10 protein-coding genes are annotated in these 14,891 nt (G+C 52.8%); 7 read left to right on the forward strand and 3 right to left on the reverse strand.

Going from position 1 to position 14,891, the window contains the following annotated elements; genetic code table 11:
• Window positions 1-291: 291 nt before the first annotated feature.
• Window positions 292-615: a 30S ribosomal protein S6 gene (locus IGR76_10860; GenBank protein MBF2078993.1), complete on the reverse strand. Its 324-nt coding sequence runs from the start codon at window positions 613-615 to the stop codon at window positions 292-294.
• Between the two features lie 113 nt (window positions 616-728).
• Between IGR76_10860 and IGR76_10865 the strand changes: the two genes are divergently transcribed.
• On the forward strand, window positions 729-1,574 hold the full coding sequence (locus tag IGR76_10865) for a fumarylacetoacetate hydrolase family protein (GenBank protein MBF2078994.1): 846 nt from the start codon (window positions 729-731) through the stop codon (window positions 1,572-1,574).
• Between the two features lie 39 nt (window positions 1,575-1,613).
• Here the strand turns inward: IGR76_10865 and IGR76_10870 are convergent, their stop codons facing one another.
• On the reverse strand, window positions 1,614-2,111 hold the full coding sequence (locus IGR76_10870; protein MBF2078995.1) for a hypothetical protein: 498 nt from the start codon (window positions 2,109-2,111) through the stop codon (window positions 1,614-1,616).
• 372 nt (window positions 2,112-2,483) lie between these two features.
• Between IGR76_10870 and IGR76_10875 the strand changes: the two genes are divergently transcribed.
• The 6 genes from IGR76_10875 (at window position 2,484) to IGR76_10900 (ending at window position 10,633) form a co-directional block, all read left to right on the forward strand.
• Window positions 2,484-3,641, forward strand: coding sequence for an ABC transporter ATP-binding protein (locus IGR76_10875; GenBank protein ID MBF2078996.1), 1,158 nt, complete (start codon window positions 2,484-2,486; stop codon window positions 3,639-3,641).
• 1 nt (window position 3,642) lies between these two features.
• Window positions 3,643-4,434: an ABC transporter permease gene (locus IGR76_10880; GenBank protein MBF2078997.1), complete on the forward strand. Its 792-nt coding sequence runs from the start codon at window positions 3,643-3,645 to the stop codon at window positions 4,432-4,434.
• A gap of 14 nt (window positions 4,435-4,448) precedes the next feature.
• Window positions 4,449-6,230 (forward strand): Gldg family protein, encoded by a 1,782-nt coding sequence (locus IGR76_10885; GenBank protein MBF2078998.1) that lies wholly within the window; start codon window positions 4,449-4,451, stop codon window positions 6,228-6,230.
• A 15-nt stretch (window positions 6,231-6,245) separates the two neighbouring features.
• Window positions 6,246-6,947: a DUF4340 domain-containing protein gene (locus IGR76_10890; GenBank protein ID MBF2078999.1), complete on the forward strand. Its 702-nt coding sequence runs from the start codon at window positions 6,246-6,248 to the stop codon at window positions 6,945-6,947.
• Window positions 6,948-6,965: 18 nt separating this feature from the next.
• On the forward strand, window positions 6,966-7,820 hold the full coding sequence (gene purU, locus IGR76_10895; protein MBF2079000.1) for a formyltetrahydrofolate deformylase: 855 nt from the start codon (window positions 6,966-6,968) through the stop codon (window positions 7,818-7,820).
• 731 nt (window positions 7,821-8,551) lie between these two features.
• Window positions 8,552-10,633: a serine/threonine phosphatase gene (locus IGR76_10900; protein ID MBF2079001.1), complete on the forward strand. Its 2,082-nt coding sequence runs from the start codon at window positions 8,552-8,554 to the stop codon at window positions 10,631-10,633.
• Window positions 10,634-10,703: 70 nt separating this feature from the next.
• Here the strand turns inward: IGR76_10900 and gltB are convergent.
• On the reverse strand, window positions 10,704-14,891 hold a 4,188-nt coding region (gltB, locus tag IGR76_10905; protein ID MBF2079002.1), incomplete at its 5' end, for a glutamate synthase large subunit.

The raw sequence follows: 14,891 nt of genomic DNA on the forward strand, positions 1-14,891 counted from the left end.
CTATGAACTCACGCTAACAACCTAGGGGCTGTCATCAATTGTAGGCTCATTGTCCAAGAATCAAGGTTTACAGCCCCTAGCTCATTGACTGGAGCGGGCGCGGCAAGGCTCATACCACACGGGTTTGGTGGAGAATTGATGACGCGCCCTAGAGACTAGGCTCAACCGTCCAGCTATACGATTTCCTCTGTAGGGCGTATGGTGCAAAAGCGACAGAGAATGTCCGTTAGGCACCCCCTGCATTACTTAAATTGCTCTACTCAAAGTTTGAGTAGTCGTGGGCGGGTTACTCTAAGCTTCAACGGGTTCAGCTTCCACCACCGCCGTGTTCTCATCGCGAACCGTGAGATAACGAAGCACATCCTCTCCTAGACGCATAGCGCGCTCCATCGCTGCCACCGCAGCGCCCGGCGCTTCATAATTCATCTGAACGTAAATGCCTTCTTTGTGGTTCTTGATCTCGTAAGCGAGGCGACGCTTGCCACGGTGCTGGGTTTCGATTGGCTCTGCACCATTATCTTTGAGAACCCCTTGGTACTTGGCGATCGCCTGATCTACCACTTCATCCCCCAAATCTGGGCGAAGGATATACATTGTCTCGTATGCTTGGCTCATGTCAAAAAAACTCCTTATGGACATAAGTCCTCTGCTGTACAATTGCCCTAATTTGTCCCTGGGCACAGAGGCAAGGATTCATAATCATACATCAGATTCGGGTGAATGACACTATGGCGCAACGATATGTCCGCGTCCAAATGGAATCAGGACAACTCTATTACGGAATTTTGCATCCTGATCGACGGGTTCAAGTTTTAGATGCTCCGCCTTGGCTGAAAGGCCAACTCATGGACGTGTGGCTACCTGCCCAAGATTACAAGCTGTTAGCCCCGTGTGCACCGTCAAAGATCCTCGCCGTTGGCAAAAACTACCTCAAGCACGCCCTTGAAATGGGAGGCGATGTGCCGACAGAACCTCTCATTTTCATGAAGCCTTCCACGAGCCTGACCAGCCCCAATGCTCCAATTTATTATCCGTCCCAATCCAGCCAGGTGGACTACGAAGGGGAGCTAGCGCTGGTGATTGGCGATCGCTGCTTTGGCTGCACGCCCGAAGAGGCTCGTGCCAAAATTTGGGGATACACGATTGCCAATGATGTCACCGCCAGAGACTTACAGCGCAAAGACCACCAATGGACAAGAGCGAAAGGATTTGACTCCTTTTGTCCGTTGGGGCCGTGGATTGTACGCGAGTTAGCTCCGGGTGCGCGACTGCAAACATTTTTGAACGATGAACCCACACCCGTCCAATCCGCCAAAATTGATGAGATGGCATTTCCCCCCCATGTGCTTGTGTCTTATATCAGCGAAGTGATGACTCTGCTTCCCGGCGACATCGTTCTCACAGGCACTCCGGCAGGGGTAGGGCCGATGGAGGTAGGCGATCGCGTCCGGGTTGAGATTGAGGGCATCGGATCGTTAGAAAACATGGTAGCCCTAAGGGAGATCAAAGCGCAGGCAAAAGCAGTCAGCGAAACACCTTCAAAACTAGTGACGCCCACAACCAATGATGAGTAATTGAAAAGCTAGAGCGCATTGCATCCTAACAGACGAACCCTAGCGAACTTGGGCGTAGGCCGCATCGGAAAGGGTAGGAATTTCGGCATAGCGTCCCATCCAAGAAAGCACCATTGAGTATATGCAAGCTGCCAGCGTACCCAGGAACACCACGTTAAAGATGACGCTGGTGATAAAGCCTCCCCCCAAAACGGGGTCAAGGACATACTGCCAAATGATGCTAACCAACGACATCGCAATGCCGATAATGATGGACTGACTGGTGTTAAAGCGAATGAAGTGGTTGATGGATTCGTTTCGCACCACCAGGGCAAACAGCAGAACAAAAATAAGTAGCCCCCCAATAAGGGGGATAAACCGCAGGATGGAGGTGTAGACCACCAGCAGCGGCGTTAAGGGGAGAAAAATGACTTCCAATTCTGGAAATTCTGCAAAAAAGGGGCGACTGAAGAAAAGATAGGAATCCATAATAGGCAGCAAGTACGGTAAACTTGCCAAAATTCGGTTCAGGACGGTCACTTCACCACGCCAAGTCATTTGTTCTCCTTCGCTTTTAGCTGAACTGAAGGCTATTTTTCCTAGAATAGCGTAGTTTCCAGAACGCCTGAGAACTCGGTTCTGGACACGACCTATGCCCATTTCTTAAAGCTTGCGCATGGAGAGAAATGCGGGACGTTCTGCTGTAGCCACTTATTGAGCACTCGAAAAGTCATTTATAACTCAAAACTGAGAACTCAAAACTAGTGGGAGAAGCGTCCATGCTTGTAGCAGGCGATCGCCCCTCAACGCAAGACACAACACTGTCACACCAACGTCACACCAAAATCAAAATCCTGCCATACCAAAATCAAATCATGGCGCTATGATGAATCCTTGACCGACCTAGCACGAGCGTACAGACGAGTCGCAATGATTGAGGTTGAGCATCTAAGCAAGGTTTACGGAACGATTCCGGCAATCCAAGACGTGACCTTTTCGGTAGAGTCTGGCGAAATTTTGGGCTTCTTAGGGCCGAATGGTGCAGGCAAAACGACCACCATGCGGATTTTAAGCGGCTACCTACCCGCCAGTGGTGGCACGGCAAGAATCGCAGGCCACGATGTCCATGAGGAGTCGATGGCGGTGCGGCAGCGCATTGGCTATCTGCCAGAGAATCCGCCGCTGTATCCCGATATGACGGTTGAGGAATTTCTATATTTTGTGGCACGGCTTAAGCGAGTTCCTGCGGGCGATCGCGCCAAACGGGTGCAAGCGGCGATCGCCCGGTGCAACCTTGAGGAAAAGCAGCAAACGCTGATCCGTAAGCTCTCCAAAGGCTTTCGGCAGCGGGTGGGTATTGCCCAAGCCATCGTTCACGATCCGCCTGTAATTATTTTGGACGAACCGACGGTTGGGCTGGATCCACGCCAAATTATTGATGTTCGTAACCTGATTAAGAGTCTGGCGGGTCAACACACGATCATTTTGTCTACCCATATCCTGCCGGAAGTGAGCATGACCTGTAGCCGGGTCGCCATCATTAATCGGGGACGAGTTGTGGCGACCAATACCCCAGAGGAGTTGGTGCAGCAGTTAACCGGAGGGCAGCGATACACCCTAGAGGTGGCAGGTTCCCCGGAGGCTATTCAGTCGGTGCTGCAAGCGGTGCCGGGGGTCACGGCGGTTGAGGCGATCGCCCCATCGGACGAGAGCGATCGCCATCAGTTTCAGCTTGATCTCGCCCCCGATAGCGATCCCGGTCGGGAGATTGCGGCGGCGGTGGTGCAGTCTGGATTTGGTCTATACGAAATGCGGCGGAGTCGAGCCAGTTTGGAAGATGTGTTCCTCCAACTCACCATGACGGAGAAATCGACCCCAGAATCGGCAGCAGCGATCGCAACTGCACAACAAACACCCGCCTCAGGGGAGGATGCCTCCACAAGCGAGAGGATCGATTCGGCCAAACCTGGTTCTGGATTTGGGGGATTTTTCAGTCGGTTTCGACCTGCACCCAGTGAGTCCCAGGAGGCTCAGGTAGATGAGCCTGCATCCGATAATTCTGAAGGAGCAGACGAGCATCATGGATAACGTGCAAAGCGTGTTTGGCAGCATCATTGCAATTTACCGCAAAGAGCTTCGGAGCTACTTTGCCTCCCCCTTTGCCTACGTGATTGCGGCAGTCTTTTGGTTTTTGGGTGCGCTGTTCTTTAACTCGATTTTGGGTCAACTCATTTCCAGTGTTGCCCTCCAAGACAGTCTCGGCGGCGGCAGTGAACCACTGGATCTGCCAGGTCAGTTTCTGGCGATCTATCTGGGCATCCTGGGATCCCTATCCCTCTTCGTGTTGCCGATGCTATCCATGGGACTCTACACCGAGGAACGCAAGCGCGGAACTTTAGAACTCTTGGCGACTTCACCGATTGCCAATTGGTCGGTTGCGGTCGGCAAACTGTTGGGAGCGGTCACCTTTTACTTCACCCTCACCCTTCCCTTTATGGTGTACGAGGCGATCGCCATTTCAGCCGCCGATCCATCCATGTCCTTTGCTCAACTTCTGCTGGGACACTTAGCGTTGATCCTCCTTGCCGCTGCCGTGCTGTCGTTGGGAATGTTTATTTCGTCCCTAACGGATAGTGCAATTCTGGCGGCGATCCTCACCTTTGGCCTGATGCTTCTGCTGTGGGTAACAGACCTCATTTCCAGAAGTGTGTCCGGGCCATTAGGAGATGCGATCGGGCATTTATCGTTGCTCAATCACTACACCCAAATTACCCAAGGCGTGCTGGATACGAGCAGTCTTGTGTGGTTTGCAAGCTATATTTTTCTGGGTGTGTTCCTCACCGCCCAGTCCATCGAAGCCTTCCGATTCCAGCGCTCTTAGGGAACATAGCCGCGATGAAGCGAACCATCGATTGGAAATCTTTAAAATTTTTGTTTTGGCTAGCTCCGGTGCTAGTTACCGCTGGTCTCACCGTTGGTTTCTTAAGTGGGTGGGGCATTGCGGCTTTTGTGCTGCTGGCCTTGGGGCTATGGGTGGCGATCGCCTGGGTTGTTGTAGAAACGCGCGGCGGATTTTGGCAACGACGGTCTACCCAAGTGGGCACCAATGCCGTGATCGCAACGGTGTCTGTTCTGGTCATTCTCGGACTGATCAACTTCTTAGGCGTGCGCTATTCCCACCAATTTGACCTCACGGAAGGCCAACTCTACACGTTAGCCCCCCAAACCCAGGAGGTTTTACAGGAGTTGGACACTCCCACCAAAGTTTGGGTCTTTTCACCCACTCCCAACCCCAACGACGAAAAGCTGTTGGAAAACTATGCCCGGACTAGTGATCAATTTACGTTTGAGTATGTTGATCCCCAAGCCAATCCGGTAATGGCGCGAGATTTTGGAGTGACAACACCCGGAGAAGTCTACATCGAAAGTGGGGGCGATCGCCGCCAGATTCAGAGCGTCAACCAGATGGAATCGCTGTCGGAACGGAATTTGACGAACGCCATCGTTAACTTCACCGCTGCCGCCGAACCGTCCAAGGTCTACTTTGTGCAAGGCCACGGAGAGCGACCCCTAGAACCAGGACAGGGAGGATTTGCCGAGGTTTTAAAAGCGTTAGAGCAGGAAAACTATACGGTTCAGCCCATTACCCTAGTGGTCGAGGGCGGTGTGCCGGAGGATGCCGACGTTGTGATCATTGCTGGCCCCCAGCGAGAACTCCTAGAACCGGAACTAAAAGCGCTCGAAGCCTACCTGCAACGACCCAGCGGGGTGATGCTGCTTCTTGATCCCACGTTTAATACGGGCTTAGATGACCTCTTAGCCGAGTGGGGTATTAGCCTGGGTGAGGATAGTTTGATTGTGGATCCGTCGGGACAAGCCCTTGGTTTAGGGCCAGGGGTGCCGCTGGTGACGCAGTATGGGTCGCACCCCATCACCGAGGATTTAGACGGCATTTCCTTCTATCCCCTTGCCCAGCCTGTTGCACTGGAAGAAGTTGCAGATGTCACAGCGACTCCGATCCTGATCACAGGCGCAGATGCTCAAGTGCAGCGGATCGATGAAAACGGTCAGGTACAAACCGACACAGGCAGTGAACAGCAAGGGCCGTTTGCCGTTGGTGTAGCCGCTGAACGGGAGGTGAGTCAATCGCCTTCATCTAACGAATCGGATTCAGCTACCGAGGAGTGGGGCGACGCTGCCGAGGAATCCGCAGCAACTCCTGAAGCGGAGGAGTCACCCACGGAGTCTGAACCTACAGATGGAAGCACCCCAGCAGGGGCGGAATCTCAGAACTCGGAAGAAGAGTCCGCTGAGGCATCCCCGACTCCTGAGGAGGACGCATCACCCAGTGATTCTCCAGGTGAGGATGCCAACACACCAAACGTTGAGGGAGATTCGGATGCAGAACCGGAGATGGCGAGGTTGGTGGTGATTGGGAATGCTAGCTTCGCCAGTGACGGCATTTTTGAGCAGCAGCTTAACGGAGATGTATTTCTGAATGCGGTGAATTGGTTGAACCAAAACGATGAGGCGATCGCCATTCGGCCTAAAGAAGTCACCAATCGCCGGATTTTGCTGACTACCGCTCAACAGCTCAAGCTTGCGGTAGCGTCCCTATTTATCGTTCCCCTAGTGGGATTTGCCATTGCCTTTGCCCTCTGGTGGCGACGTCGTTAATCGGAGAGTCGGACGATGAAACTTCAACCTATGACGCTGGCGTTGCTGATTGGGGCTGCTGTCCTCGGCTCAGTGGTTTACTTTACTGAAATCCATCCCTCGGCTCAAAAAGCAGATCAGGCTGACGCAGGAAGTCAGCCCCTCTTCGACTTTGCAGAAGCCGATGTTCAGGCCTTTTCAGTTACGACGCCCCTCCGGACGGTTTCGTTCAAGAAAACCGACGATGGCTCTTGGCAAATGGTGGAACCTGATCCAGGACTGGCTAGCGAACCCACCGTGGCCTATCTGCTCAACCTCTTGGCAACCGGGCAGAGCGATCGCACGTTGAGCGTCCCTGCTTCCGAGTGGGAGGTGTTTGGCTTCCACCAGCCGTTGGCGGATATCACCGTCACCGTAGCGGATGGACAAACCCACACCCTCAAAATTGGCGAATACGACTTCAACCGCAGTTCTCTGTATGCCTTGCGGGATGCTCCAGACAATGCGCCCCAGGATTTGGAGGAACTCCCTGTATTGTTGGTTTCTCCCGATTTTGAAAATGCAGTGAGTCGTCCCCTGGAAGACTGGAAAAAATCGGCAGACGAATCGGATAATCCCACAAACTCAACCGATGAATCCCCTGAGCCGAACACGACTGAATCGCCTACGGAGGCTAATCCGGATACTCCCTCGCTAGAATCAACAGAGTCTGCGCCGGAGGAATCTCCGGTTGAGTAACGTCAACGTGTTAGCGCCATGAACTCCCCGACGGCAACCTTGCTCGTGTCTTGCCCCGATCAAAAAGGATTGGTCGCCAAAATTGCCAACTTTATCTACTCCAATGGAGGCAATATCATCCATGCCGATCACCATACTGATTTATCCGCTGGACTGTTTTTAACCCGAATTGAATGGCAACTGGACGGATTTAATCTGCCGCGCGAGTTGATTTCGCCTGCATTTGGGGCGATCGCTCAACCGTTGAACGCGACCTGGCAACTCCAGTTTTCCGATACGGTGCGGCGCATGGCTATCTGGGTGAGTCGGCAGGATCACTGTTTATTTGACCTGATTTGGCGACAGCGGGCAGGGGAGTTTTTGGCTGAAATCCCCCTGATTATCAGCAACCATCCCCAATTAGGGGCGATCGCAGAACAGTTTGGCATCGATTTCTATCACCTACCCATCACCAAAGACACCAAAGCGGTGCAGGAATCCGTTCAGCTTGACCTCCTACGTCAGTACCAGATCGACCTCGTGGTGCTGGCAAAATATATGCAGGTTCTGAGTTCTGACTTCCTGGCTCAATTTCCCCAGGTTATCAACATTCATCACTCTTTCCTTCCAGCCTTTGCCGGGGCTAATCCCTACGAACGCGCTTACGAACGCGGGGTTAAAATTATCGGCGCAACTGCCCACTACGTCACCCAAGACCTGGATGAAGGCCCCATCATTGAGCAGGATGTTGTCCGGGTCAGCCATCGAGACACCGTTACTGATCTCATCCGCAAAGGTAAAGATCTCGAACGTATTGTCTTAGCCCGTGCCGTGCGCCTGCATCTGCAAAACCGAGTGCTAGTCTACGGAAATCGCACGGTGGTCATGGCCTAGGCGTCAACCTTATAGGCTGGCAGCGTTGATGAGTCAGTTCTCGATGATGCCAAACCATGGTTAAGTGAATAGGTATGCAGTTGAGACATCCGTAAGGATATTTCTAAGTATATTCCTTTCTTAAATAGCGAGTAGTCGTATCAAAAAGTGTGGTTTTTTGAAAGTTTTTATCCCATACTCGCCGCAGTCTGCTGCCAATCTGGCTGAGCAATCGTTGTCAAAAGTATCTGTGGTTGACCGGATGATTGTAGCTCAGGACGAGATGTTCTCGAGTCTCGAACCTAATGTCCTGGGCAATAAAGATTGAGCGAATTGGAATGACCCTTAGGCTCGAATGAGCCGTGTGACCATATAGCCACTATAACGGGCATCGGAATATTCATAAAATAAGGTAAGGATGCCTGTTTGCCACTGGGCGATCGCCCCTTGTGACGTTTTATGGTAGACGAATGAACATTACGAGGTAACGAATCTAATACAAGATCGAGAAATATCCGGTAATCTGTATTCATCTGCTGAAATAGTCATCATTTAGTTCGTAGTGGCGAAGTGCAAAGCATTTTAGCGTTTGCACCGAGGAGCACCCCCTAGCCTTGCTCTGTGCGATACTAAATCCGTGAAAGGATGGTACATATTGCCAATCGTCATCCTGAACTGAACGTATGTAGGGCGATCGCACCGTTTAGCGACCTGTAGGTTGCTCAGGCAAGAGGAGGATTGAGGGAGTAGTTTTGCAGATGCGTGTTTGTCCCCAGTGCCAGTACACCAATCCCGACGACTATCGCTATTGCCAGCAGTGCGGTGCGAGTTTGTCGGGAGGGATTAGCTTACCTGAAACGCCTAAACTGGATGCAGAGAACTCAACTGATCCGCTTACCGAAACGGATACCCCGATCGAAGAAGAATCTCTAGTAACGTGGTACGTCATTTGTTCGTCGAATGGTTCAGCCTCGGATCGAAGCACTCCTCCCGCAACTCCATCTGCCGATGGGGCCTATCTCGATCAAAGCCAACGCTACGAGATTATGGGCGACGTCGCTGCCATAGGGGTCAACTCGTCAGGCGATGTAGAATTTCAAGTTCACGACCTCTCCCCGGATGCGCCGTCTTACCTAGAGCAGCTCTACGGCATTTGCCCACCTGCTTGCCCAGAGTCCTCGATCTTAGATGAAGAGGACTACCACGTTACCTCTTCGGGGCGAGCGACCTACACGGTGCGTCCCGACCGCGACCTTACCTTACCTGCGATCGCCCAACTCTACCTTAGCCTTCAGCATCAGCTTTATCCGTCTCTGCCAAGGATTCACGATGCTTGGCAGCAAGAAGGCAGCGTTATTTTATTGCTGGAAGATCGGTCTGCCTTGCCCTCTCTTTTGACGGCCATGCACGCTGATTCCATAGATCCGTTTCAGGTTGTGAGTTGGCTCTATTACACCACGAAGCTTTGGGAGCTTCTAGAAACCTACGGTTGCGGTCAAAGTCTGCTTGTCCCTGAGAACCTTCGCATTGATGAAGACGGCATTATTTGTTTGCAGCGCCTTTATCTTGACTCACCCACCGATCCTCCAACGCTCTGTCATCTTGGCGGCCTTTGGCAACGTCTATTGCAGCAAGCAGAGCGCCCGTATCCAGATCCTATTAGGCAGATCTGCGATGACGTGGAATCATCTGTTATTACCACAGTAGCCCAGATCCAAGAGCGATTACGCCTAATTGCAGATGATTTGCAATCCTCGTCCGAAGCTACAGATTTGCAACTCCTTGATTTATCCCTATCCTCTTACGGTGACTCCCAATTGACAATGAAAGAACATGATCATGATTCTCTCCAGTCCTTTACTACGGAACCCAAAGATTTGTCCGCGTCAGAAGAAGGGGAGTCGGAGTTGGAAGATTGGCAAAAGACGACACGGCCTGTTCCTGCCGAACAGATGGATACAGAGCCGGATGGAGATGACCTTCCCACAATCGTCCTCCCGATGCAGTTGTTAAGCGTTGAAGACGCCGGACGTACGGATATCGGTCGTCAACGCAAGGATAATCAAGACTATTTTGCGATTAAGACCCATGTGCGTAAAGTGGAAAGCCCAACGGGGCGATCGCTTCATGCCCAAGGACTTTATATCCTGTGTGATGGGATGGGCGGCCATGCAGGGGGCGAAATCGCAAGCACCCTGGCGACCCAAACGCTGGAGCAGTACTTTGAAACCCATTGGGATGATGGCTTACCGGACGAAGAAACGATTAAGAACGGGATTTTTCTAGCCAACAACGCAATTTATGACCTGAACGTCCAAAATATGCGGTCTGGCAGTGGCCGGATGGGCACAACCCTGGTTTTGGTCTTGCTCCAAGGCACAGAAGTGGCGATCGCCCATGTGGGGGATAGTCGCCTCTACCGCTACAGCCGTCGGCAAGGATTAGAATTGTTGACGGTGGATCATGAGGTGGGCCAGCGTGACATTCAGCGGGGCATGGATCCGGTTGAAGCCTATTCCCATCCCGAAGCGTACCAACTAACCCAAGCCCTCGGCCCCCGGGATCAGGATTTTGTCCATCCTGATGTAGCGTTTTTGGACGTCAACGAAGACAATATTTTTCTCCTCTGTTCCGATGGGTTGACTGATAACGATTTAATCGAAACCTACTGTCAGAGCCATGTTGAACCCCTACTCAGTCCTCAAACTAGTCTGGAACAGGGAGCAAGCCAACTCATTGAATTAGCAAACCACTATAACGGCCACGATAATATCAGCGTAATCCTGATTCGAGTTCGGGTGCGACCTAATACGATGTTGCTGCGTCGTGGATAGGATTCCGCGAAACTTGGACAAAAAAATGCGGGAGATTCCGTCTCCCGCACGGCGTTAAGGAGGGTTGGGGTTACTGAACCGAACTCAGAACGCGCTGATCGGCTGCATCTGGGTTCGCTTCTGGGCTTTCTGCCTCTGACGGAGGTACAACCTGCCAGAACTTCGGTAAGTAGGTGGACCAGTTTTCAAGAATGGTCTTAGCTGTTTGGCTGCCTGTCCGCTCTAGGTAATCTGCAATCAATCCCTTCAACTGTTGCTCACCCGCTGAGGTGGCCACCCGCTGGATTTTCACAATTTCAGGATTCACCTTAGCGGGGAAGCTGTCGTCTTCGTCTAGGAAATACCCCAGGCCTCCGGTCATACCAGCCCCAACATTGCGACCGACATTGCCAAGCACAACGACCGTACCGCCTGTCATATATTCACAGCAGTGGTCGCCCGCTCCTTCAATCACGGCCTGTCCTTTCGAGTTGCGGACGGCAAACCGCTCTCCGGCCTGTCCATAGGCATAGAGGGTTCCTCCGGTTGCACCATAGAGACAGGTGTTGCCAATAATCACGTTACGAGCCGGATCGAAAGTTGCATCGGATGGTGGAACGATCACGATCTCGCCACCGTGCATGCCTTTACCGACGTAGTCGTTGGCTTCTCCCACCAAGTTGAGAGTCATTCCTGGCAGGATAAAGGCTCCAAAGCTCTGGCCTACACTGCCTTCAAAGTTCAGCGTGATTTGGCCTTCAAAGCCTGTGTCTCCGTACTTCTTGGCGATCGCCCCAGAAACGCGAGTTCCCACGGTGCGATCGGTATTGACGACGCTTGCGGAATAGGTGGCTGTGCCTTGGTTGGCGATCGCCGCTTGAATCGCTCCATCCGCCAACATCTCATCATCGAGCACTGGGCCGTTGCTGTGAACGTCACCATGCTCAAGCCAGCTTCGGTTTGTGCGGGTGTCGGGCAGGTTTAGCAAACATCCCAAATCTAGGAACTGGGTTTTGGTGACCGCCGCAGATTCGCGGACTTTCAGCAAATCGGCGCGTCCAATCACATCTTTCAGGGAACGGTAGCCCAATCGTGCAAGCAGCGATCGCACCTCTTCCGCCACAAAGTAGAAGAAGTTGACCACCCGTTCAGGAGTACCGGGGAAGCGTTGGCGCAGCTTTTCCTGCTGAGTAGCCACCCCAACGGGGCAGTTGTTGGTATGACAAATACGCGCCATGATGCAGCCCTCCGCGATCATGGCGACAGAGCCAAAACCGTACTCTTCTGCCCCCATCAACGCCGCCATCATCACATCCCAGCCCGTTTTCATGCCGCCATCCGCCCGCAGCAGGACGCGATCGCGCAGGTTATTTTCCATTAGCACTCGGTGAACTTCTGTTACGCCCAGTTCCCACGGTGCGCCTGCGTGCTTGATCGAGCTAAGCGGCGATGCGCCCGTACCACCATCGTGACCGGAAATCTGGATGATGTCGGCATTGGCCTTCGCAACTCCAGCTGCTACAGTTCCGATGCCCACCTCTGCGACCAGCTTCACCGATACTTTGGCCGTTGGATTGATCTGGTGCAGGTCAAAAATCAGCTGTTCCAGATCCTCAATCGAGTAAATATCGTGGTGGGGCGGGGGTGAAATCAGGGGTACACCGGGCTTAGAGCGTCGCAGCATCGCGATGTACGGACTCACCTTCTTGCCAGGGAGTTGTCCCCCTTCACCGGGCTTCGCACCCTGAGCCACCTTAATTTCAAGCTGTCGTCCGCTCATCAGGTATTCTGGCGTTACCCCAAAGCGACCAGAGGCAATCTGCTTAATCGCTGAGTTTGCCGTGTCGCCATTACGAAGACCTTTGAGGTGAGGTCTGGAGGGGGACAATCCATCAGCACCCACGTCATTAATCACGGGGTAGCGAGCCGGATCTTCACCCCCTTCGCCGGAGTTGGATTTACCGCCTAAACGGTTCATGGCGATCGCCAAAGTTTCATGGGCTTCCTGGGACAGCGAACCGAGCGACATTGCCCCCGTACAGAAGCGCTTCACGATCTCCTCCACAGACTCAACCTCGTCCACAGAAATAGAAGGGCGATCGCTCTGGAAATCTAGCAAATCTCGCAGCGCAGTTAAGGGACGCTCTTCGAGATATTTCATGTAGGTTTGGTAGTGGTCGTAGCTCTTGTCGGTTACAGCTTTGTGGAGAGCCTTGGCCATCTCAGGGCTATTCATGTGGTACTCGCCACCAGGCTTGTAGTTGAAGAAGCCAAAGTTTTCGAGTTTCTTCGCGGTTAACTCTGGGAAGGCTCGATGGTGGAAGGCCATAATTTCCTGCGCCAGTTCAGCCAGGGTTAGTCCGCCTAAACGAGAGGGAGTTCCTCTAAAGGCGGTATTCAACAGATCGCCCCCGACACCAATCGCCTCAAAAATTTGCGCCCCGTGGTAGCTGGACAGCAGTGAGATTCCCATCTTGGACAAGATCTTGAGCAAACCTGCCTCAACCGCTTTGCGATAGTTTTGCTGAGCCGTTTGGATATCAATTTGGGGTAAGCGTCCACGCTCCATCAAGCTTTGAGTTTTGGGGTCAAACCACCAGTGGCAAACCGTTTCCCAGGCCAGGTACGGACAGATGGCACTGGCTCCAAAGCCGATCAGGCAAGCGTAGTGGTGAGTGCTCCAGCACTGAGCTGAGTCCACCACTAGCGATGCCTTCATGCGAAGTCCGTGCCGAATCAAGTGGTGATGAACCGCACCAACCGCTAGAAGAGGTGGGATATAGGTATAGTCTGCGTTCACCAAACTCAGCTCACCACTGGGATGGAGGCGATCGCTCAGTACTAGGATCTCACTGCCAGACTCAACGGCGGCGACGGCTTGATCACACAGCGCTGCGACGGCTTGCTGTAGACCCTCCGGCCCTGTCGAAACCGCAAACATGGTGGACAGCGTCTTGGTATTGAATTTAGACTGGCAAACCTGATCCAACTCCGCAGGACTTAGGACGGGGGAGTCGAGCTTCAAGAGGCGAGCATCTTCAGGCTTCGCTTCTAAAATGTTGCCCCGCGCCCCCAGTTGCAGGCTGAGGGACATCACCAAACTTTCACGCAAGGGGTCGATTGCCGGATTTGTGACCTGGGCAAAACGCTGCTTAAAGTAGTCGTACAGGAGGCGAGGCTTAGTGGATAGCACCGCAAGAGGAATATCATCCCCCATGCAGAAGGTGGGTTCTTTCCCTTGGGATGCCATCTCTTCGATGATCATCTCCACATCTTCGCTCGTGTAGCCAAAGGCCATCTGCTGGCGAATCAGCGTCTCGCTATCTAACTGATTTTCGGCAGGGAAGCTGGCAGGCTCTAGTTCCACCCGATGCTGGCGTAGCCATTCTCCGTAGGGCTGTAAGCTTGCTACCTGCTTTTTAATTTCCCAGTTTTTCAGGATTTTGTGCTGTTCCAGATCAAAGGCGATCGCCTGTCCTGGCCCTAAACGACCCTTTTCCACAATTTCCGTTGCGGGAATCTCCACAACGCCCGCTTCCGAGGAAACCAGCAGGTATCCATCGCGAGTAATCACATACCGGGCAGGGCGCAGACCATTGCGATCGAGGGATGCTCCGACCTTCTTCCCATCGCTGAATACAATCAAGGCAGGGCCATCCCAGGGTTCCTGAATGCCGCTGTAATACTCGTAAAAATCAACAATTTCGGGATGATCGGCCAACGCTGGCTGGTTCTTGTAGGCTTCGGGAACCATGATCATCAGTGCTTGTAGCGGTGTACGCCCAGATCGCACCAATAGCTCCATCACATTGTCGAGCGTTGCCGAGTCGCTATTGTCTGGATTCACAATCGGCTTCAGAGTCTCTAGGCGATCGCCCCAAAAGGGATGGGACAGACTCGACTCACGAGCCATCGCCCAATTCATGTTGCCCAAAACCGTATTAATTTCACCGTTGTGCCCTAGCAAGCGCATGGGGTGCGCCAGCGGCCACTTGGGCATGGTGTTGGTGCTGAAACGGCGGTGATAGATAGCGAAAGGAGTCGTGTAAAGCTCGGATTGGAGATCGAGGTAGAACTGCCCCAGAACTTCAGACCGCACCATGCCTTTGTAGACGATAGTCCGATGGGACAGGGAACAGATATAAAGATCCTTCAACCCCGTAAGATCGGGTTGTTCGCTCAGCAGGTGGGTCGCCGCTTTTTCGATTTGCTTTCGTAGAAGATAAAGCTGTCGCTCTAGCTCGTCGCCTTCAACTCCGTCTGGAGCTTGGACTAAGAC

The sequence above is a fragment of the Synechococcales cyanobacterium T60_A2020_003 genome (genome assembly GCA_015272205.1).
Taxonomy (GTDB): domain Bacteria; phylum Cyanobacteriota; class Cyanobacteriia; order RECH01; family RECH01; genus JACYMB01.